This window comes from Streptomyces sp. NPDC002130 (assembly GCF_040296465.1).
Taxonomy (GTDB): Bacteria; Actinomycetota; Actinomycetes; order Streptomycetales; family Streptomycetaceae; genus Streptomyces.
Genome location: NZ_JBEOXI010000770.1, coordinates 1 through 1,543 on the forward strand (window position 1 = coordinate 1; position 1,543 = coordinate 1,543).

The 1,543-nt window shown below is 62.0% G+C and carries 2 protein-coding genes; both read right to left on the reverse strand.

From position 1 onward, the window contains the following. Positions 1-180: 180 nt before the first annotated feature. A complete protein-coding gene (locus tag ABT116_RS45340) occupies positions 181-681 on the reverse strand; it encodes a DUF3145 domain-containing protein (protein ID WP_019748968.1) in 501 nt (166 codons plus the stop codon). A gap of 137 nt (positions 682-818) precedes the next feature. Continuing rightward, positions 819-1,543, reverse strand: a 725-nt coding sequence (locus ABT116_RS45345; RefSeq protein ID WP_351646895.1) for a serine hydrolase domain-containing protein, incomplete at its 5' end; no start/stop codon positions are given.

Below are 1,543 nucleotides of genomic sequence, written 5' to 3' on the forward strand. Positions count from 1 at the left end.
GATGATCTTCCCCTTGAACGTGCCGGACTTGCCCTTGAGGTCCTCCAGGGAGTAGGTGGGCCTCTCCGACACGGCGGGGCCCACCTTTTGTCATTCAAGTCTTGGTCGTTCAACTCTGTGTCGTTCAACTCTGTGTCGTTCAAGCCGAAAGGTTCACTCCGGGTTCAGGATGGACCTGGATCAGCTGACACGCCTCCGCAGCCAGGTTACTTCTGCACCTTCGCCGGAACTCCGGAAGGGTTCGAGTTCTTCGTCCCACGGTGCGCCTATCGCCCGATCGATTTCCGCGGCGATGTCTCCTCCGGAATTCATGATGGACCGTAGCTTCATCTCCCCGACGACGACATCACCGTTCGCACTGGTGGATCCGCGCCACAAGCCGAGACCGGGTACATGGCTGTACCGTTCGCCGTCGACGCCATGACTCGGGTCCTCGGTGACCTCGAACCGCAACATCGGCCAGGCGCGTAGCGAATCGACCAGGCGGGCACAGGTTCCGACGGGACCTGTCCAGTCCGTCGTCGCCCGGAGAAGCCCGTCGTAGGCGGGCTGTGAGGTCCATCTGAGCTTGGCAGGGCTGTCCAACGTGGCGGACAGAGCCCAATCCACGTGCGGGCACAGCGCCGCGGGCGACGAGTGGATGTACACCACACCAGTCGTCACGTCCGCGAATTGATTCATTTCGCGCACTCGAGCCTCCTGCTTCGACGAGGGACGTCTTCCCCAACGACCTCTGTCGAGTTCGTGCAGCACGCTCGATTGAACAGTGTGCCTTGTGTTACCCGTGTTGCGCCAGTGGAAGGAGAGAAATTTGTGCTCTACCGCGAAACTTCACCGACCACGCCATCGGACAATTCGGTCCACAAAGGCTTGGCCCAATCACCGAAATCACGATCGGTCAGCACGACGCACGCAGTATGGATCGTGGGATCGACCCACAGGAACGTCCCCGACTGGCCGAAATGACCGAAGGTAGCGGCCGAGTTCTCGAGACCCGTCCAATGCGGACGCTTGTCGCCCCGAATTTCGAATCCGAGCCCCCAGTCGTTGGGGCGCTGAGAGCCGTAACCCGGAAGAATTCCGTCGAGCCCCGGGAACTGCACAGTTGTCGCCTCTGCGAACGTCTGCGCCGAGACCAGAGTCGGCGAGAGCAGTTCAGCCGCGAACTTGGCCAAGTCGTCTGCCGATGCCTGCGCACCGTGGCCGGCCGGACCGACAAGAGCCGCGCTGGTCATCCCCAACGGCGCGAACACCGCCTCGGCCAGATAGTCGGCAAATTCGATCTCGGTCTCCCGGGAAACCAACTCGGCAAGAACTTCGAAACCCGCACTCGAATAAATCCGCTTCGACGCCACTGGCGCCTGAACGACACGTTCGGCGAATGCCAACCCCGAGGCATGCGCGAGGAGGTGACGAACGGTCGACCCCTCGGGCCCGGCCGGCCCATCCAACTCGACCGCCCCTTCCTCCACTGCCACGAGAATCGCGTAGGCGCACAACAGTTTTGTCACCGAAGCCAGGGGGAAAACGTGCGACTGGTCGC